10 protein-coding genes are annotated in these 21316 nt (G+C 63.4%); 8 read left to right on the top strand and 2 right to left on the bottom strand.

Going from position 1 to position 21316, the window contains the following annotated elements:
• Positions 1-3 precede the first annotated feature (3 nt).
• From KYT87_RS09705 to KYT87_RS09670, 8 genes are all read left to right on the top strand, one after another.
• A complete protein-coding gene (locus tag KYT87_RS09705) occupies positions 4-216 on the top strand; it encodes a hypothetical protein (protein WP_006218695.1) in 213 nt (70 codons plus the stop codon).
• Entirely contained in the window at positions 200-2365 is a 2166-nt protein-coding gene (locus KYT87_RS09700; protein WP_370638757.1) for a type I secretion system permease/ATPase, read from the top strand. Before KYT87_RS09705 ends, KYT87_RS09700 begins: the two co-directional genes overlap by 17 nt.
• A gap of 7 nt (positions 2366-2372) precedes the next feature.
• The gene (locus KYT87_RS09695) at positions 2373-3794 is read left to right on the top strand and encodes an HlyD family type I secretion periplasmic adaptor subunit (RefSeq protein ID WP_219992623.1); all 1422 of its coding nucleotides are present in this window, start codon (positions 2373-2375) and stop codon (positions 3792-3794) included.
• A gap of 19 nt (positions 3795-3813) precedes the next feature.
• Positions 3814-4470 carry a response regulator transcription factor gene (locus KYT87_RS09690; protein WP_219992127.1) on the top strand — a complete coding sequence of 219 codons (657 nt, stop codon included), beginning with the start codon at positions 3814-3816 and terminating at the stop codon, positions 4468-4470.
• A gap of 84 nt (positions 4471-4554) precedes the next feature.
• Positions 4555-6948, top strand: a complete 2394-nt coding sequence (locus KYT87_RS09685; RefSeq protein WP_255594040.1) for a retention module-containing protein — start codon at positions 4555-4557, stop codon at positions 6946-6948.
• Positions 6863-16507, top strand: a complete 9645-nt coding sequence (locus KYT87_RS09680) for a VCBS domain-containing protein (RefSeq protein WP_304505157.1) — start codon at positions 6863-6865, stop codon at positions 16505-16507. The genes KYT87_RS09685 and KYT87_RS09680 overlap by 86 nt, the downstream gene beginning before the upstream one ends.
• A gap of 105 nt (positions 16508-16612) precedes the next feature.
• Positions 16613-17296: a transglutaminase-like cysteine peptidase gene (locus KYT87_RS09675; RefSeq protein WP_219992125.1), complete on the top strand. Its 684-nt coding sequence runs from the start codon at positions 16613-16615 to the stop codon at positions 17294-17296.
• A 17-nt stretch (positions 17297-17313) separates the two neighbouring features.
• On the top strand, positions 17314-19266 hold the full coding sequence (locus tag KYT87_RS09670) for a LapD/MoxY N-terminal periplasmic domain-containing protein (RefSeq protein WP_219992124.1): 1953 nt from the start codon (positions 17314-17316) through the stop codon (positions 19264-19266).
• Between the two features lie 99 nt (positions 19267-19365).
• On the opposite strand, the gene KYT87_RS09665 is transcribed toward KYT87_RS09670, so the two are convergent.
• Together KYT87_RS09665 and aroC are read right to left on the bottom strand one after the other, a co-directional pair.
• Positions 19366-20193: a M48 family metallopeptidase gene (locus KYT87_RS09665; protein ID WP_046803556.1), complete on the bottom strand. Its 828-nt coding sequence runs from the start codon at positions 20191-20193 to the stop codon at positions 19366-19368.
• Between the two features lie 37 nt (positions 20194-20230).
• Positions 20231-21298, bottom strand: a complete 1068-nt coding sequence (gene aroC, locus KYT87_RS09660) for a chorismate synthase (protein ID WP_219992123.1) — start codon at positions 21296-21298, stop codon at positions 20231-20233.
• Between the last annotated feature and the right edge of the window lie 18 nt (positions 21299-21316).

Below are 21316 nucleotides of genomic sequence, written 5' to 3'. Positions count from 1 at the left end.
CATATGACGCCCCAGGGCAACGAATTTTCGCAGTTGGACGCGGACTTTGTCCGCGTTCTTGAAGACCTGATCGACGCCTTGATCGCCAATGGCACCTTGCGCATGACAGACCTGCCTATCCAGGCACAGCAAAAGCTTTCCCAGCGCAAGCAGCAACGCGCGCGCCTCTCGGAACACCTAGACCTCTTGGATGACGAAGATGGACAAGTTATCTGAAAAGGCGGCGCGTGAATGGCGCGCCGACGCCCGAGCGGCGCATGACGACCCCTTGCTGGACTGCCTGGTTGAAATTACGCGCCTGCATGGCGTGACCGCCACGGCGCAGGCGCTGTCCGCCGGCCTGCCCCTGGAAGAACACCGCCTGACCCCTGCCCTGCTGCCGCGCGCCGCGGCGCGGGCCCAACTTTCCGCGCGCGTGGTCAAGCGCACGCTGGACAGCATTTCCCCCGACCTTCTGCCCGCCATCTTGCTGTTGCAAGGCGAACGCGCCTGCCTGCTGCTGAAAAAAGAAGACGGCAAATATGTGGTCAGCCATCCCGAGCTTGGCGGCAGTTCCGTCGAGATGACGCCCGAAGCCCTGGCCGCGCAATACACCGGCCTGGTCTGCTTCGTGCGTCCGCAATTCCGGTTCGACGCCCGCGCGCCCGAAGTGGCCAAAGTGCGCGAACGCCATTGGTTCTGGGCGGCCATCATGGAAAACCGGCGCCTGTACCGCGATGCGCTGGTCGCCGCGCTGCTGATCAATATCTTCGCCATGGCCATGCCCTTGTTCACCATGAACGTGTATGACCGCGTGGTGCCCAACAACGCCGTTGAAACGCTGTGGGTGCTGGCTATCGGGATCACGCTGGTGGTGATTTTCAACATGGTGCTGTCGACCGCCCGTTCTCATGTGGTGGACAGTGCAAGCAAGCGCGTCGACGTGCGCCTGTCCGCGCAGATCATGGAACGCGTGCTGGACCTGCGGCTGGAAGGCCGCCCCGTGTCCGTCGGATCGTTCGCGGCCAACCTGCGGTCGTTCGAATCCATCCGTGACTTCATCGCGTCGGCCACCATCACCACGCTGGTCGACCTGCCCTTCATCCTGCTGTTCCTGGCCGCGCTGGCCTGGATATCGCCGTGGATGATCCTGCCGCCGCTGGTTGCCATCGTGCTGATTTTGCTGGTGTCGCTAGCCGCACAGGCACGCATGGAAGCGCTGACGATGGCCAGCTTCCAGGCCAGTTCGCAGCGCAACGCGACACTGGTCGAAGCGCTGACCGGCCTGGAGGCCGTCAAGACGCTGAACGCGCAAGGCTCGGTGCAACGCAACTGGGAACGCGCCACGGAATTCATCGCGCAGACAGGCGGCAAGCTCAAGCTGATTTCGTCGTCCACCGTCGGCTTTGTGCAAGCGATCCAGCAAATGGTGTCGATCGCCGTGGTGATCATCGGCGTGTACCAGGCGCAGGAATCGGCCATGTCCATGGGCGGCATCATCGCCGCGTCCATGATCGCCAGCCGCTGCCTGGCGCCGCTGGGCCAGGTTGCCGGGCTGTTGATGCAATACCAGAACGCCCGCACCTCGCTGGGTTCCATCGACAACTATATGAAGCTGCCGATTGAACGCCCGGCCGAAGCCGAATTCCTGCACCGCCCCGTGTTCCATGGCGGCCTGGAATTTCGCGACGTCACCTTCGCCTACCCCGGCAGCACGCAGCCGGTGCTGAAGAAGGTGTCGTTCAAGCTCAAGCCCGGTGAAAAGGTCGGCATCATCGGCCGCATCGGCTCGGGCAAGACCACGCTGGAGAAGCTGGCGCTGGCGCTGTATCAGCCCACCGAAGGCGCTGTGCTGCTGGACGGTGTGGACGTGCGCCAGATCGACCCGGCCGACGTGCGCCGCGCCATCGGCCATGTGCCGCAAGACCCCACGCTGTTCTACGGCAGCCTGAAACACAACCTGGCCATGGGCGCGCCCTACGCCGACGACGCCAGCATCCTGGCCGCCGCCAACCTGGCCGGCGTGACGGACTTTGCCAACCTGCATCCCAACGGCTTCGACATGGTCATCGGCGAACGCGGCGAATCGCTGTCGGGCGGCCAACGCCAGTCCGTCGCCGTCGCCCGCGCGCTGATCAACGACCCGCCGATCCTGCTGCTGGATGAACCCAGCAGCAACATGGACCACCAGAGCGAAGCGCAGTTACGCAAGCGGCTGGGCGAGGCCAGCGCCACCAAGACGATCCTGCTGGTCACGCACCGCACCGCGCTGCTGGACCTGGTGGACCGCCTGATCGTGATCGATAACGGTCACATCGTTGCGGACGGCCCCAAGGAGCAAGTTGTCGAAGCACTGCGTCAAGGACGCGTTGGACGCGGGAGTTAAGGGCGCCATGCTGAAAAATCCTGGAGAGACCCGGCACGGCCTGCTGGGCACCCTGTGGCGCAAATTGCGCAACGTCTTCGTATTCTTCTTTGACCGGTTGCTGGACGGCACCGAAAAAGGCAAGCGGGAAAAGCGCTCGGACTATGTCGGCAATGCCGAATGGGTGATCCAGGAGTCGCAGGCCCGCAGCTCGCGCGTGCTGCTGTGGGTGGCGCTGCTGGCGACCTTCGTGCTGATCGTCTGGGCCGCCACCGGCAGCATCGACGAAGTGGTTCGCGGCGAAGGCAAGGTTGTGCCGTCGCGCCAAGTGCAGATCATCCAAAGCCTGGACGGCGGCATCGTCGAGGAAATCCTGGTCCGCCCGGGCCAGGAAGTCCAGGCCGGCCAGACCCTGCTGAAAATCGATTCCACGCGCTTTGCCTCTTCCCTGGGCGAAAACAACGCGGAATACCTGTCGCTGCTGGCCAAGTCCGCCCGCTTGCAGGCCTTGGCCACCGGCGAACCTTTCGTGGCGCCGGAAGAAGTGCTGAAGCAGGCGCCCGGCCTGGCTGAAATGGAACGCAACGCCTGGCAAGCGCGCAACACCGAGCTGAACGCCACCATCAACGTGGCGCGCGAACAGCTCAAGCAACGCCAGGAAGACCTGCGCGAAACCATCGCCAAGCGCGATCAAGCCTCGGCCAGTTGCGCACTGACATCGCGTGAATTGCAGGTGACCCGGCCGTTGCTCAAGAGCGGCGCCGTGTCCGAAGTGGACCTGCTGCGCCTGCAACGCGACGTGGCGCGGTATTGCGGCGAGCAAAAAGGCGCCGAGGCGCAGATTGACCGATTCCAGGCGTCGATCAAGGAAGCGCAAAGCAAGCTGGAAGAGTCCGAGCTCAATATTCGCAACCAGGCCCGCAGCGAACTGTCCGAGACCAACACCAAGCTGTCGACCCTGCGCCAGGGCAAGCTGGCCCTGGCCGACCGCGTGAAGCTGGCCGAAGTGCGCGCGCCGCTGGCCGGCACCATCAAGACGCTGTTCAACAACACCGTCGGCGGCGTGGTGCAGCCGGGCAAGGACATTATCGAGATCGTGCCCAAGGACGACACGCTGCTGCTGGAAGTGCGCATCCAGCCGCGCGACATCGGTTTCCTGCATGCCGACCAGAAGGCGGAAGTGAAGTTCACCGCTTACGACTTCTCCATCTACGGCGGCCTGGAAGGCAAGGTCGAACAGATCGGCGCCGACACGGTCACCGACGAAAAAGGCAATTCCTATTACGTGGTGCGGGTCCGCACGGACCGCAGCACCGTGGGCGACAAACTATTGCCCATCATCCCCGGGATGGTGGCCGAGGTTCATATCCTGACGGGTAAACGCACCGTGTTGCAGTACCTGCTCAAACCGATTCTGCGTGCCAAGGCAAACGCCTTCACCGAACGTTAAAGGAGAGCTGCAAGGCTTTATGAAACCCGTTCCCGTCTTGTTGATTACGCACGACGACCTGCTCTGGCAACACTGGCGCGCGTTGGATTCCACGCGCTGGCTGGCTGCCCGCGGGCGCGGCCTGGCCGACCTGCAACGCTGGCGAGAGCAAGGCCGCACGCTGGCCGTGCTGGATACCGACGTGCCGCGCTTGCCATCGTGGCAGGATCCCAGCTGGGGCCCTGCCCTGGCCGGCCTGCATCTGGTGGCCGCCAGCCCCAGCCCCAATGACGAGCAAGGCACGCAAGCGCTGGGCGCGGGCGCCCATGGCTATTGCCACAGCTACGCGCCCGCCGCCGCGCTGTCGCAAGCGCTGGAAGTGGTCTTGTCCGGTGGGATATGGATGGGCCGCTCTTTGGTGGCGCGTTTGCTAAAGCTGGTCACCGAGCGCGCCCAGGATTCGCATTCCTGGGACAACGGCCTGCTGACCGAGCGCGAGATCACCGTGGCGCGCTACGCCGCCAGCGGTCAGGCGAACGCGCAGATCGCCGAGGCCCTGGGCATCACCGAACGCACGGTCAAGGCACATCTATCCGCCGTCTTTGAAAAGCTGGGCGTGTCCGATCGCCTTCAACTTGCCCTGCTGGTGCACGGCATTTCGGCGCCGGCCGACACACGCAGCAAAATTACTTCCTGAAACTGTCCTTAAGGACAATATCGCGCCCGCCCGGCGCTCTTTAGTATCTGGCCATCTTGGATAACTCCCTGAAACGGAACCCACATGGCCAACACTACTCCCGCAGTCGTCAATGAAATCTCCGGTCGCGCGTGGATACGCAACAGCGACGGCTCGCTGACCGAACTGCATCAAGGCAGCAAAGTCCCCGCCGGCAGCGACATCGTTACGGCCTCGGGCGCCACGGTTTCCCTTCAGGTTGAAAACGGCATGCCGATCGTGATCGGCGAAAGCCGTGAAGTCGCCGTCAACGGCGACATCACGGGCCCCTTGGCCGACCCCAGCGAAGCCGCGCTGACGCCGCCCACCGGCACGGATTCCGACCGCCTGCTGGCCGCGTTGCAAGCCGGCCGCGACCCGTTTGACGAACTGGACCCCACCGCCGCCATCGTGGCCGGCGGCGGCGATGCCGGCGGCAGCAGCTTCGTGCGTCTGGCCCGCATCCTGGAAACCACCACGCCGCTGGACCTGGCCTACGCCAACCCCGGCCGCGGTGACGACACCCTGCCCCGCGCCGGCGCCGCCGGCGCCACGGGCGACAACAACGGCGATGCCGCTGTCCCGGCAGCGACCAACAGCGCCCCGTCCGCACTGAACGATGCCAGCACGGGCGACCAGAACGCGGTCCAGCGCGGCAACCTGCTCAGCAACGACAGCGATCCCGACGGCGATCCCCTGGCCATCGTGTCGGTCAGCGGCCGGCCCATGACCGCGGGCGGCGTCACCGTCAACGGCTCCAACGGCGGCACCTTTACCGTTCTGCCCGACGGCAGCTACGTCTTCACGCCCGGCACGGGCTTTCAGAACCTGCCCGCCGGCCAGACCGCCACCAGCACGATCTCGTACACGGTCACCGATCCCAGCGGCGCAACGTCCACCGCCACCGTCGAAGTGACGATTGTCGGCGTGAACGACCCGGCCCAGATCACCCCGGCCAACGCCGGCGACGATGCCGGCACGGTCAAGGAAGACACCACCTTCACCGCGAACGGCAAGCTGAACGTCACCGACGTGGACGACGGCGAAGCGCGCTTTGTCGTGCAATCCGGCCAGGCCGGCCAGCACGGCACGTTCTCGATCGACGCCAGCGGCGCGTGGGTCTACAACCTGAACAACAACGACACCCGCGTGCAAGCGCTGGCCGTTGGCGAGACCCTGACCGAGACCTTCACGGTCACCACGGCTGACGGCACGACCGGCACGGTCACCGTCACCATCCAGGGCACCAACGACGTCCCCACGATCAGCGGCCAAGCCGCCGGCGCGGTCACCGAAGATACGGCGCTGGTCGCCACCGGCAAGCTGAACGTGGCTGACGTCGACACGTCCGACACGCACACGTGGTCCGTCAACGACAATGGCGCCGGCCAATACGGCGCGCTGACGATTGCGGCCGACGGCACGTGGACCTACAACCTGGCTAACGCCAACCCCGCCGTCCAGGCACTGATCGCCGGCCAGACCTTGACCGAGACGTTCACCGTCACGGTCAACGACGGCAACGGCGGCGTGACGACGCAAGTGGTCACCGTCACGATCAACGGCACGGATGACGGCGCGATCATTACCCCGGGGGCACCGGGTGCTGACGCGGGCCAGGTCGTCGAAGACGAGAAGCTGTCGGTCGGCGGCAAGTTGGAAGTCACCGACCCGGACGCGGGTCAAGCGGTGTTCCAGGTTCAGACGAACGCGCCTGGCCAACACGGCACGTTCTCCGTCGACGCAAACGGCGCATGGACGTATAACCTGACCAACAATGACCCGGCCGTTCAAGGCCTGGGCGCTGGCAAGACGCTGACCGAAACGTTCACCGTCACCACCGCTGACGGTACGACCGGTCAAGTCGTGGTCACCATCGTCGGCACCAACGACATCCCGGTCCTGACCGGCAAGGCTGATGGTGCCGTTACCGAAGACGGCAGCCTGGTTGCAACCGGCAAGCTGGATGTCGCGGACGTTGATACGACCGATACCCACACCTGGTCCGTTAACAACGAGGGCAAGGGTACGTACGGTTCGTTCTCGGTCGACTCGTCGGGCAACTGGACGTACAACCTGGACAACGCCAACAAGGATGTCCAAGGTCTGAAGACCGGTCAGTCGATCACCGAAACGTTCACCGTCACCGTCGATGACGGCAACGGCGGCGTGGTCACTAAGGATGTGACGGTCACGATCAACGGCACGGACGACGGCGCGATCATTACGCCCGCTACGCCTGACAGCGACAAGGGCCAAGTCATTGAAGACGAGACGCTTTCCGTCGGCGGCAAGCTCGACGTCACAGATCCGGACGCTGGTCAAGCGGTGTTCCAGGCTCAAACCAACACCGCCGGCCAACACGGCACGTTCTCTGTCGACGCCAACGGCATGGACCTACAACCTGACCAACAACGACCCGGCCGTCCAAGGCCTGGGTGCTGGCAAGACGCTGACTGAAACGTTTACCGTCACCACCGCTGACGGTACGACCGGTCAAGTCGTGGTCACCATCGTCGGTACCAACGACATCCCGGTCCTGACCGGCAAGGCCGATGGCGCCGTCACCGAAGACGGTTCGCTGGTTGCCACCGGCAAGCTGGATGTGGCCGACGTTGACACGACCGATACCCACACCTGGACCGTCAACAACGATGGCAAGGGCACGTACGGTTCGTTCTCCGTTGATGGCAACGGCAACTGGACCTACAACCTGGACAACGCCAATAAGGACGTCCAAGGTCTGAAGACCGGTCAGTCGATCACCGAGACGTTTACGGTTACGGTCGATGACGGCAATGGCGGTGTGGTCACCAAGGATGTGACCGTCACGATCAACGGCACGGACGACGGCGCGATCATTACGCCCGCTACGCCTGACAGCGACAAGGGCCAAGTCATCGAAGACGAGACGCTCTCCGTGGGTGGCAAGCTCGACGTCACCGATCCGGACGCTGGTCAAGCCGTGTTCCAGGTTCAAACGAATGCTCCTGGCCAACACGGCACGTTCTCTGTCGACGCGAACGGCGCGTGGACGTACAACCTGACCAACAACGACCCGGCCGTCCAAGGCCTGGGCGCTGGCAAGACCCTTACCGAGACCTTCACGGTTACGACCGCTGACGGTACGACGGGTCAGGTCGTCGTCACCATCGTCGGCACCAACGACATCCCGGTTCTGACCGGCAAGGCTGATGGTGCAGTAACCGAAGACGGCACGCTGGTTGCCACCGGCAAGCTGGATGTCGCCGACGTTGATACGACCGATACCCACACCTGGACCGTCAACAATGACGGCAAGGGTACGTACGGCTCCTTCTCCGTTGATGGCAACGGCAACTGGACCTACAACCTGGACAACGCCAACAAGGATGTCCAAGGTCTGAAGACGGGCCAATCGATCACCGAAACGTTCACCGTCACCGTCGATGACGGCAACGGCGGCGTGGTTACCAAGGATGTGACGGTCACGATTAACGGCACGGACGACGGCGCGATCATCACGCCCGCTACCCCTGACAGCGACAAGGGCGAAGTCGTCGAAGACAAGACGCTCTCCGTGGGTGGCAAGCTCGACGTCACCGACCCGGACGCCGGCCAAGCCGTGTTCCAAGTTCAAACCAACACGGCCGGCCAACACGGCACGTTCTCCGTCGACGCCAACGGCGCGTGGACGTACAACTTGACCAACAACGACCCGACTGTCCAAGGCCTGGGCGCTGGCAAGACGCTGACCGAAACGTTCACCGTCACCACCGCTGACGGCACGACCGGTCAAGTCGTGGTCACCATCGTCGGTACCAACGACATCCCGGTTCTGACCGGCAAGGCTGATGGTGCAGTTACCGAAGACGGCAGCCTGGTTGCCACCGGCAAGCTGGATGTCGCGGACGTTGATACGACCGATACCCACACCTGGTCCGTCAACAATGATGGCAAGGGCACGTACGGTTCGTTCTCCGTTGATGGCAACGGCAACTGGACCTACAACCTGGACAACGCCAACAAGGACGTCCAAGGTCTGAAGACGGGCCAATCCATCACCGAAACGTTCACCGTCACCGTCGATGACGGCAACGGCGGCGTGGTTACCAAGGATGTGACGGTCACGATTAACGGCACGGACGACGGCGCGATCATCACGCCCGCTACCCCTGACAGCGACAAGGGCGAAGTCGTCGAAGACAAGACGCTCTCCGTGGGTGGCAAGCTCGACGTCACCGACCCGGACGCCGGCCAAGCCGTGTTCCAAGTTCAGACGAATGCGCCCGGCCAACACGGCACGTTCTCCGTCGACGCCAACGGCGCGTGGACGTACAACTTGACCAACAACGACCCGGCTGTCCAAGGCCTGGGCGCTGGCAAGACGCTGACCGAAACGTTCACGGTTACGACCGCTGACGGCACGACGGGTCAGGTCGTGGTCACCATCGTCGGTACCAACGACATCCCGGTCCTGACCGGCAAGGCCGACGGCAACGTCACGGAAGACGGCACGCAGGTCGCCACCGGCAAGCTGGATGTCGCCGACGTTGATACGACCGATACCCACACCTGGTCCGTTAACAACGACGGCAAGGGTACGTATGGCTCCTTCTCCGTTGATGGCAACGGCAACTGGACGTACAACCTGGACAACGCCAATAAGGACGTCCAAGGTCTGAAGTCCGGTCAGTCCATTACCGAGACGTTCACCGTCACGGTGGACGACGGCAACGGCGGCGTGGTCACCAAGGATGTGACGGTCACGATCAACGGTACCGATGACGGCGCGATCATTACGCCTTCTACCCCTGACAGCGACAAGGGCGAAGTCATCGAAGACAAGACGCTCTCCGTGGGTGGCAAGCTTGACGTCACGGACCCGGACGCTGGTCAAGCCGTGTTCCAAGTTCAAACGAACGCGCCTGGCCAACACGGCACGTTCTCCGTCGACGCCAACGGCGCATGGACCTACAACCTGACCAACAATGACCCGGCTGTCCAAGGTTTGGGTGCTGGCAAGACCCTGACCGAAACCTTCACGGTCACCACCGCTGACGGCACGACCGGTCAAGTCGTGGTCACCATCGTCGGTACCAACGACATCCCGGTGCTGACCGGCAAGGCTGATGGTGCAGTTACCGAAGATGGCAGCCTGGTCGCCACCGGCAAGCTGGATGTGGCCGACGTTGACACGACCGATACCCACACCTGGACCGTCAACAACGATGGCAAGGGTACGTACGGTTCGTTCTCGGTCGACTCGTCGGGCAACTGGACCTACAACCTGGACAACGCCAACAAGGATGTTCAAGGTCTGAAGACGGGCCAATCGATCACCGAGACGTTCACCGTCACGGTTGATGACGGCAATGGCGGTGTGGTCACCAAGGACGTTACGGTCACGATCAACGGTACCGATGACGGCGCGATCATTACGCCCGCTACGCCTGACAGCGACAAGGGCCAAGTCATCGAAGACGAGACGCTCTCCGTGGGTGGCAAGCTCGACGTCACCGATCCGGACGCTGGTCAAGCGGTGTTCCAGGCTCAAACCAACACCGCCGGCCAACACGGCACGTTCTCTGTCGACGCCAACGGCGCGTGGACGTACAACCTGACCAACAGCGACCCGGCTGTCCAAGGCTTGGGTGCTGGCAAGACCCTGACCGAAACCTTCACGGTTACGACCGCTGACGGTACGACGGGTCAAGTCGTTGTCACCATCGTCGGTACCAACGACATCCCGGTGCTGACCGGCAAGGCTGATGGTGCAGTTACCGAAGATGGCAGCCTGGTCGCCACCGGCAAGCTGGATGTGGCCGACGTTGACACGACCGATACCCACACCTGGACCGTCAACAACGATGGCAAGGGTACGTACGGTTCGTTCTCGGTCGACTCGTCGGGCAACTGGACCTACAACCTGGACAACGCCAACAAGGATGTTCAAGGTCTGAAGACGGGCCAATCGATCACCGAGACGTTCACCGTCACGGTTGATGACGGCAATGGCGGTGTGGTCACCAAGGATGTGACCGTCACGATCAACGGCACGGACGACGGCGCGATCATCACGCCTTCTACCCCTGACAGCGACAAGGGCGAAGTCATCGAAGACAAGACGCTCTCCGTGGGTGGCAAGCTTGACGTCACGGACCCGGACGCCGGCCAAGCCGTGTTCCAAGTTCAGACGAACGCGCCTGGCCAACACGGCACGTTCTCCGTCGACGCCAACGGCAACTGGACGTACAACCTGACCAACAACGACCCGGCCGTCCAAGGCCTGGGCGCTGGCAAAACCCTGACCGAAACGTTCACCGTCACCACCGCTGACGGCACGACCGGTCAAGTCGTGGTCACCATCGTCGGCACCAACGACATCCCGGTCCTGACCGGCAAGGCTGATGGTGCCGTCACGGAAGACGGTTCGCTGGTTGCCACCGGCAAGCTGGATGTCGCCGACGTTGACACGACCGACACGCACACCTGGACCGTTAACAACGAGGGCAAGGGCACGTACGGTTCGTTCTCGGTCGACTCGTCGGGCAACTGGACCTACAACCTGGACAACGCCAATAAGGATGTCCAAGGTCTGAAGTCCGGTCAGTCCATTACCGAGACGTTCACCGTCACGGTGGACGACGGCAACGGCGGCGTGGTCACCAAGGACGTTACGGTCACGATCAACGGTACCGATGACGGCGCGATCATCACGCCCGCTACGCCTGACAGCGACAAGGGCCAAGTCATTGAAGACGAGACGCTCTCCGTCGGTGGCAAGCTCGACGTCACGGACCCGGACGCTGGTCAAGCGGTGTTCCAGGCTCAAACCAACACCGCCGGCCAACATGGCACGTTCTCCGTCGACGCCAACGGCGCGTGGACCTACAACCTGACCAACAACGACCCGGCTGTCCAAGGCCTGGGCGCTGGCAAGACGCTGATCGAAACGTTCACCGTCACCACCGCTGACGGCACGACCGGTCAAGTCGTCGTCACCATCGTCGGTACCAACGACATCCCGGTTCTGACCGGCAAGGCTGATGGTGCCGTCACGGAAGACGGTTCGCTGGTTGCCACCGGCAAGCTCGATGTGGCCGACGTCGACACGACCGATACCCACACCTGGTCCGTCAACAATGACGGCAAGGGTACGTACGGCTCCTTCTCCGTTGATGGCAACGGCAACTGGACCTACAACCTGGACAACGCCAATAAGGATGTCCAAGGTCTGAAGTCCGGTCAATCTATTACCGAGACGTTCACCGTCACCGTCGATGACGGCAATGGCGGCGTGGTCACCAAGGATGTGACCGTCACGATCAATGGTACCGATGACGGCGCGATCATCACGCCTTCTACCCCTGACAGCGACAAGGGCGAAGTCGTCGAAGACAAGACGCTCTCCGTGGGTGGCAAGCTTGACGTCACGGACCCGGACGCCGGCCAAGCCGTGTTCCAAGTTCAGACGAACGCGCCTGGCCAACACGGCACGTTCTCCGTCGATGCCAACGGCGCATGGACGTACAACCTGACCAACAACGACCCGGCTGTCCAAGGCCTGGGCGCTGGCAAGACGCTGATCGAAACGTTCACCGTCACCACCGCTGACGGCACGACCGGTCAAGTCGTCGTCACCATCGTCGGTACCAACGACATCCCGGTTCTGACCGGCAAAGCCGATGGCACCGTCACCGAAGACGGCACGCAGGTGGCCACCGGCAAGCTGGATGTGGCCGACGTCGACACGACCGACACCCACACGTGGTCCGTTAACAACGACGGCAAGGGCGCCTACGGCTCCTTCTCCGTTGATGGCAACGGCAACTGGACCTACAACCTGAACAACTCCAGCGCCAAGGTGCAAGCCCTGGCTGCCGGCCAGCAAGTGACGGACACCATCACCGTGACCGTTAACGACGGCCATGGTGGTACGGCGCAGCAGCAAGTGACCGTTACGATCACGGGCTCCAACGACGCCCCGACGATCTCGGGCACGGCCGTCGGCACCGTCAAGGAAGATACTGCGCCCAGCAGCATCTCTGGCCAGTTGTCCAAGTCCGACGTTGACGCGACGGACACCCACACGTGGTCGGTCAACAACGCCGGCAAGGGCACGTACGGCACGTTCTCGGTTGATGCGACCGGCAAGTGGACCTACAACCTGGACAACGCCAGCGCCAAGGTGCAAGCCCTGGCTGCCGGCCAACAAGTGACAGACACCATCACCGTGACCGTTGACGACGGCCATGGCGGTACGGCGCAGCAGCAAGTGGTCGTGACGATCACTGGCACCAACGACGCCCCGACTATCGGTGGCGTGGCCAACGGCGCCGTCAAGGAAGACGGCACGCAAGTGGTCACCGGCCAGCTGACCAAGGCCGACGTTGACGCTACCGACACGCACACCTGGTCGGTCGGCAACAACGGCAAGGGTACGTACGGCACGCTGACAGTGGACAACACCGGCAAGTGGACGTACACGCTGGACAACGCCAACGCCAAGGTGCAAGCCCTGGCCGAGGGCCAGCAAGTGACCGACACCGTTACCGTGACCATCGACGACGGCCATGGCGGCACCGCGCAGCAAACCATCACGATCACCGTTACCGGCACGAACGACGCCCCGACCATGGGCGGCGTCATTACCGGCGGCGTGACCGAAGATGGCACACAAGTGGTCAGCGGCCAGTTGACCAAGGCTGACATCGACACGACGGACACCCACACCTGGACGCTGAACAACGCCGGCAAGGGCACGTACGGCGCCTTTGTGGTGGATGCGAACGGCAAGTGGACCTACACGCTGGACAACGCCAGCGCCAAGGTGCAAGCCTTGGCCGACGAGCAGAAGGTGACTGACACCATCACCGTGACCGTCAACGATGGCCATGGCGGTACCGCCACGCAGTTGATCACCGTGACGGTGACGGGCACGAACGACGCCCCGACCATCGCGGGCAACGCCACGGGCGCCGTGAAGGAAGACGGCACGCTGACCGCCAATGGCCAACTGACCAAGTCGGACATCGACCTCACCGACACGCACACCTGGTCCGTCAGCAACAACGGCGCGGGCACGTATGGCACGTTCGTGGTCGATTCCAGCGGCAAGTGGACCTACACGCTGAATAACACCAGCGCGAACGTCCAGGGCCTGAAGGAAGGCCAGCAGGTCACCGACACCATCACCGTGACCGTCAACGACGGCCACGGCGGTACGGCGCAATTGCCGGTCACGGTCACCATTACCGGCACGAACGACGCCCCGGTCATCACCGGCCAGACCTCTGGCACGGTGACCGAGGACTACAGCCTGTCCACCACCGGCAAGCTGACTGTGGTGGACGCGGACGTCGGCCAAAGCGGCGTCATGGCGCAGACCAACGTGGTCGGCAAGTACGGCACGTTCTCGATCGATGCCAACGGCAACTGGACCTACACGCTGAACAACAGCCTGGCTGTGGTGCAGAACCTGCCGGCAGGCGCCCTGCTGTCCGAGACGTTCAATGTGACGACGGGCGACGGCACGACGGTGCAACCGATCTCGGTGTCGATCGTCGGCACGAACGACGCACCGGTCGCCGCGGACAACTCGGCCAATGTGGAGATCGGCGACAGCCACGTCTTCACCCTGTCCGAATTCAACTTCAGCGACGGCGCCGAAGGCAATGCGCTGCAAAGCGTGATCATCTCGCGCTTGCCGACCGACGGCACGCTGACGTTGAACGGCAACCCCGTGGGCCTGAACACCGCTGTCTCGGCAGCGGACATTGCCGCCGGCAAGCTGATCTTCACGCCTTCGGCCAACGGCCTGGATACCTCGATCGGCTTCCAGGTGCGTGACAACGGCGGTACGGACCACGGTGGCCAGAACACGTCGGGCACGTACAACTTCGTGTTGAACACCAACAACATGGTGACGGGCGAAAACGTCGGCAGCGGCACGGGCACGACGCCGGTGCTGAACGGCGGTTCGGGCGACGACATCATCCTGGGCGACAAGGGCGGTACGGTCGTGACCGTGGAGCCGGGCAAGAACTACAACATTGCCCTGGTCGTGGATACGTCGGGCAGCATGGCGTACAAGCTGGACGGATCGACCAGCGGTTCGGGTCAGTCGCGCATTGCGCTGGTCAAGGCTGCGTTGTTGAACCTTGCCAGCCAGCTGGTGGGCCACGACGGCATCGTCAACGTCACGCTGATCGGGTTCGAGAAGTCGGCCGACACACCGGTTACGTTGCAGAACCTGACGTCTTCGAACGTGCAGACGCTGCTGAACGCCATCAACAATCTGTCGGCCAGTGGCGGCACCAACTACGAAGCCGCATTCAACAGCGCGGTGACGTGGTTCAACGGCCAGACCGCGGCGGGCAAGACGGCAGCGGCCGGTTACGAGAACGTCACATTCTTCCTGACCGACGGTGATCCGACGTACTACATCAAGAGCAATGGTTCGACCGGTGGCGACGGCAGCACCACGGACCAGACCACCGTGCAGGAATCCGTCAACGCCTTCGCGCCGCTGTCCAATCTCAGCACCGTGCACGGCATCGGCATCGGCAACGGCGTGAACGAAGACTTCCTGCGCCTGTTCGACAACACGGGCAGTTCGGGTGGCTCGGTGCAGACGTACGCCAGCTTCGGTAGCGGTTCGTCCACAACGACTCTGGCAGATTTTGAGTCGGGCAGCGGATGGAGCAATGCCAACGGCTGGACTATTTCGGGCACCGGCAATGGAAGCTCCGCCGGCCGCGTGGATAACTCCGGCTGGCGCAATGACTACTGGAAAATGGTGGACACGAATGGCGGCAGCAGCACCAACGCCATCACGCCGACGTTCACCTATTCCGGTTACGCGAAGATGAGCTTCAACGTCACCACCGAAAACTTCAGCAACGGCGACGTGTTCACTTGGGCATTGCAGGTGCAGAAGTCTGACGGCAGCTGGATGACGATTGACAAGGGCTCCGTCACCAGCGCCTTGTCGAACTGGGCAACGATCACCACCAACACGTATGGCGGCGGCACGTACCGCTTCGTGTTCGATGTGGCCGACAACACCGCTGGCAGCAGCAACGCCAGCGTGTGGATCGACGACATCAGCCGCACGAACTTCTCGGCGAGCAACGTCATTGCCGCCCCCGGCGGCGACGTGGATATCGTGATGAAGGCCGAGGACCTGGCTGCCGCCCTGCAAGGCGGCAGCTCCAGCACCGATCCGGCCGTGGTGGGTAATGACGTCATCAACGGCGGTGCCGGCAACGACATCATCTTTGGCGACACGATCAATACCGATCATCTTGCCTGGGGCAATGTGGCCGCCGGTTCGCACGATGGCCAGGGCCTGAAGGCGCTGCAAGACTTCCTGGCTTACCAGAATGGTCATGCGGCAACCAGCGCCGAGGTCTATGACTACCTGAAGGCCAACCACGCGCAGTTCAACATTGCGGATGATCCGCGCGGCGGCAACGATACGGTGCACGGCGGCACGGGCGATGACATCATCTACGGCCAGGGCGGCGACGACTCCCTGTACGGCGATGACGGCAACGACATCCTGTACGGCGGCGCCGGCAACGATCTGCTGCATGGCGGCGCGGGCAACGACACGCTGGACGGCGGCGCTGGCAATGACACCCTGATCGGTGGCAAGGGCAACGACACGTTGTACGGCGGCCTGGGCAGCGACACGTTCAAGTGGGAGTTGAACGACCAGGGCTCGGTTGGCGCCCCGGCCGTCGACACCATCAAGGACTTCTCGGCGGACACCCTGGCCAATGGCGGCGACGTCCTGGACCTGAAGGACCTGCTGATCGGTGAGAAGGACGGCACGCTGACCCAGTTCCTGAACATCCATAAGGAAGGCAACAACACGGTCATCGACATCAACACCAAGGGCCAGATCGCCCAAGGCGTCGACCAGAAGATCGTGCTGGAAAACGTGGACCTGACGGGCAACGGCACCATGAGCAACCAGGCCATCATCAATGACCTGCTGCAGAAGGGTAAGCTGAACGTCGACCACAGCTAAGCCGTAGTCGCGTAAGCACCGGGGGGACGACGGGCAACCGCCATCCCCCCGATATTTTTTTCAGGCGAGCCTTATACGCGCTGGAAAAATGTGAAAATCCGTTTCATGTCCTCGACTCACCGTTTCCGCAGCCTGCAGGGCCTATGCCGGTTGGTGTTGCTGTGCCTGGCTTGCGTCTGGGGCGGAAGTTTCGCCCTGGAGGTCAGCTCGGACCGGCTGCAAAGCCTGGCCGCCAGCCGCTACGGTCCGAAAGGCGCGAAGGCGGTGGGCAACTGGCTACAGCTGTTGCGCAACCCGCCCCCGCGCGAAGAGCGGGACAAGCTGACGACCGCGAACGATTTCTGGAATCAGTCCCTGCTGTCCGGCGAAGACATCACCCTTTGGAAGCAGGCAGACTACTGGGCCACGCCGCTGGAATCCCTGGGCAGGGGCGCCGGCGATTGCGAAGACTACGTCATCGGCAAGTACTTCACGCTGCTTGCGATGGGCGTGCCCGCCAACAAGCTGCGTTTCATTTACGTCCGCGCGCGCGTGGGCGGACCGGCCAGCAGCAGCCAGGTCGCCCACATGGTGCTGGGCTATTACGACACCCCCAACGCGGTCCCGCTGGTGCTGGACAGCTTGATTTCAACCATCCTGCCGGCTACGCAGCGACGCGACCTGACGCCGGTGTTCAGCTTTAACGCGGACGGCGTCTACGTGGACGGCAAGCCCGCCGCGCCGGTTGACCGCCTGAGCCGCTGGCGTGATCTACTTCAACGCATGGAACGGGAAGGCATCCGCCCCTGATGTCCGGAAATAAGACTATGTCCATACTTCGACAGTTACTGCTCAGCGTTACCTTGGCAATCGGCGTCATTTTGCTGGGCACGCTGGCGCTTAGCGTGAATTCGGCGCGGGAATACCTGTCCGGCCAGTTGCAGGTGCAGAGCACCGACGCGGCCGTGTCGCTGGCGCTGTCCTTGTCGCAGCCCGCGAACAACGACCCGGTGTTGCAGGAATTGCTGGTGTCGGCGCTGTATGACGGCGGACATTTCTCGTTGGTGCGGCTGGCGGATCCGGACGGCAAGGTGCTGATCGAACGTCGCTCCACCGCCACGCCGAAGTCGGTGCCGGCATGGTTTCAAAAGCTGGCGCCGCTGGACACGCAACCGGCCAGCCACGCGGTCAGCGACGGCTGGCGTCAGGTGGGTGAAGTGACCCTGATCGCCAACGATTCTTACGCTTGGGAAGCGCTGTGGCGCAGCAGCTTGAAGATGATCGCGCTGGTGATCGGCGCGGGCGTGCTGTGGGCGGTGTTTGCGTTCGTGCTGGTGGGCTGGATCAAGAACCGCCTGCTGCGCGAAATCAGCGACCACGTGCGCAGCATCGGGCGCGACACGCCGCCCGAACAGGTAGAGGCACGCGTACCCGAGTTGTCGGGCGTGGTGCAGGCATTGAACCAGACCCGCGAACGCGTCTACGCCAGCGTTGAAGAACAGAACGCCAAGATCGAATCGCTGGAACTGGAACTGAACCAGGACCCCGTCACGCGCCTGCCGAACCGCAAGTATTTCGTGAATGAATTCCGCCGCGCGCTGGAAGCGCCTGGCGTGACGGGCGGCCATGTGCTGGTGTTCCGTCAGCGCGATCTGGCCGACCTGAACCGCCACATGCCGCGCGAATTCATCGACCAGTGGCTGCGCGCCGCTTGCGAACGCATCCAGGGTGCCTTGAAGGCGCTGAACGTGTCGGCCCCGTTGCTGGCGCGCTTGAATGGTTCGGACTTTGCATTGCTGCTGCCCGGTTGCGCGGCGCCCCAGGCGATGATGGTTGCCGAACGGCTGCGCACCGATCTGCATGCCACCCGCATTCCCGTTGGTGAAGGGCATTTGTGCCGCTGGGCTCTGGCCATGACGGACTATGGCCAAGGCAGCCAGGCTGGCCCCGTGCTGGCAAGGCTGGACTTTGGATTGATGCGAGCCGAAAGCGCCAATAGCGATCAAGTGGTGATTGCGGGTGCGACCGACATGCAGTCTCCGTCGGAATCGGGTGAACGGGCGTGGAAGGACGCGATTCTGACCGCGCTGGAAGACCACCATTTCGAGCTGGCGACCGAGCATCTGTTGGCTGCCGACGGCACCGCGCTGCGCACCGAAGCGATGCTGATGCTACGCACGGCGCCCGACCAGGTCGCCATTCCCGCCACGCTGTTCATACCGCCGGCGGTGCGCCTGGACCTGGTGGCCGACTGCGATCTGGAATCGGTGCGCCTTGGCCTGGACTGGCTGGCGGACAACCCGGGTGAACTGGCGGTGCGCGTGGCGCTGCCGTCGCTACGGGGCCAGAAGTTCTTCCGTCAATTGGCGCTGTTGCTGACCGAGAGCCGCCCGCTGGCGCACCGCCTGTATCTTGAAATCGACGCGCACGGCTTGGTGGAATGCCACGAACAGATCGCCACGCTGGCGCGCGTGACCTCCGAGTTTGGCGCGCATATCGGCGTGCGCCGCCTGGCGCAGCAGTTTGGCGCCGTGGCGCAGCTGCACACCCTGCCCCTGTCCTATGTAAAACTGGGCGGCGGTTTTGTGGGCGGGATGTCGCAAAGTCCGGGCAGCCAGCAGTTGACCGCGTCGGTGCTGGAGACGGCTCGCTCGCTGAACATCGACGTCTACGCCGAGGACGTGCCCGACGCCGAAACGCAGCGCATCCTGGCCGGCCTGGGCATTGCCGTGATGCGCGGACCGGGCGTCAAACCCGCGGCCGGCGCGGCATCGGCATAGGCGCGGGCATAGACGTAGCCGGCACCTGCATCAACAAATACGCCGCCTGGATCTCCAGGCGGCGTATTTTTTATTCCCCGCGATCGCAGGACGATGCGGCTATTTCTTTGCTTGCTGATACAGCGGCAGGACTTGCTGGGCGGCAGCTTGCAGGTCGGTGATGCGGGACTCTGCCGACGGGTGCGTCGACAGGATTTCCGGCGGTGCGTTGCCGCTGCTGGCCGCGCCCATCTTCTGCCACAACGTCACGGCGGCGCGCGGATCGAAACCGGCGCGGGCAGCGAGTTCGACGCCCATGCGGTCGGCCTCGGTTTCGTGGGTGCGGCTATTGGGCAGCGAGAACATCACGTCGGTCAGTTGGCCGCCCAGGTCAGACGCGGCGCTGGAGCCCGTGGCGATGGACAGTACCGACAAACCCAGGTTCGTGGCCATTTGCTGCGAGACGCGCTCGCGCGCATGTTCGCGCAGCGCGTGGGCGATCTCGTGGCCCAGCACCGCCGCAAGCTCGTCGTCGGTGGGCTTGATCTTGGTGAGCAAGCCGGTATAGACGGCGATCTTGCCGCCGGGCATGCACCACGCGTTGATTTCATCGCTGGAAATCACGTGTTCTTCCCATTTCCAGCCCACCGCGTCTGGCCGGAATACGCCAGCCTGCGCGATCAGCCGCTGCGAAATGGCGCGCACGCGCGACAGCTGTTGCGCGTCGCGGTCCAACAGGCCCTTGGCCTGCGCCTGCTTGAGGATGTCGGCGTATTGCTGACTGGCTTCCTGCTCCAGCGCCTGGGACGGCACCAGGCTGGACATGTATTGCGTACGGTTCACGCCGATGGCACCGGATTGCGTGGTGTTCATGCCCGTGCAACCGCCCAGCAGTGCCAAGGCAAGCACGGCGCCGGCGCCGCGCAACAGATGACGATTACGTTTCAAGTCGGCCTCCTGAAGTCGATGGCAAGAGTGTCGGGGATCAGAGCGGATCGCCGCACTGGCCGCGATGACGCAGCGCGTGGTCGATCAGTACCAACGCCAGCATGGCTTCGGCGATGGGCGTGGCGCGGATGCCAACGCAAGGATCGTGACGGCCCAGCGTCTGCACCATGACGGGCTCGTTCGCACGATTGACCGAGCGGCGTTCAACGCGAATGCTGGACGTGGGCTTGATGGCCAGCGACACCGTGATCGGCTGGCCCGTTGAAATACCGCCCAGCACGCCGCCCGCATGGTTGGTCAGGAAACCATCGGGCGTGATCTCGTCGCCGTGCTCGGAACCGCGCTGGGCGATGCAATCAAAACCCGCGCCGATGGAAACGCCCTTCACGGCGTTCAGGCCCATCATCACGTGCGCGATGTCGGCATCCAGACGGTCGTAGATGGGTTCGCCCCAGCCAGCGGGCAGGTTTTCCGCGACGACTTCAATGCGGGCGCCGACGGAATCGCCATCGCGGCGCAACTGGTCCATATAGGCTTCAAGTTCCGGCACGATCTGCGCGTTGGGTGCGTAGAACGGATTGTTGGGCACCTCGTCCCAGGACTCGAACGGGATGGCGACGGGGCCCAACTGGCTCATGTAGCCGCGCACCTTCACGCCATATTGTTCGGCCAGCCATTTCTTGGCGATGGCGCCGGCCGCCACCGTGGGCGCCGTCAGCCGGGCCGACGAACGGCCGCCGCCGCGCGGATCGCGCACGCCGAATTTGCGCCAGTAGGCGTAATCGGCATGGCCCGGCCGGAACGTGTCGGCAATGTTTGAGTAGTCCTTGCTGCGGGCGTCCGTGTTGCGGATCAGCAGACCGATGGGGGTCCCGGTGGTGACGCCTTCGTAGACGCCCGACAGGATTTCGACCTGGTCGGCTTCCTGGCGCTGCGTAACGTGACGCGACGTGCCAGGGCGGCGGCGATCCAGTTCAAGCTGGATATCGGCGGCGTCCAGGCTTAGCCCCGGGGGACAGCCATCCACGACGCAACCGATGGCCGGCCCGTGGGATTCGCCGAAATTCGTGACGGTAAAAAGGGTACCTAGGGTATTGCCGGGCATAGGGAGTCAACAGGTCGG

This window comes from Achromobacter sp. ES-001 (assembly GCF_019448355.1).
GTDB lineage: Bacteria > Pseudomonadota > Gammaproteobacteria > Burkholderiales > Burkholderiaceae_B > Achromobacter > Achromobacter spanius_B.
Note: the sequence above shows the minus strand (reverse complement) of the source record. Positions and strands in the feature narration are given on the sequence as shown.